Consider the following 276-nt stretch of genomic DNA (forward strand, 5'->3'; position numbering starts at 1 on the left):
GTATCGCCGCGCAGTTCGGCGGCGTGCGTGACATCTTCCTTCTGCTGGCGATTGCGGCCTGCTCCGCCGGCGTGATCGCCTTGGCCGCAGGCTTTCTGCTGCGGCGCTATCGCGGAATCTTCTTCGCCATGCTGTCAATGGCCCTGTCCATGATCCTGTATGGTATCCTGCTCAAGTCGCAGAGCCTCGGGTCGTCCGACGGCTTCTCCGTGCCACGGCCAACGATCTTCGGCCTCTCGATGGCGGGCGCCTCCGCTGTCAGCATCATCTACCTCG

At 63.8% G+C, this 276-nt stretch carries 1 pseudogene; it reads left to right on the forward strand.

Annotated elements, in window-relative coordinates:
* A pseudogene (locus KJQ96_RS39105) lies at positions 1–276 on the forward strand (branched-chain amino acid ABC transporter permease); the annotation flags it as partial.

This window comes from Bradyrhizobium sp. sGM-13 (assembly GCF_018398875.1).
Classification (GTDB): Bacteria; Pseudomonadota; Alphaproteobacteria; order Rhizobiales; family Xanthobacteraceae; genus Bradyrhizobium.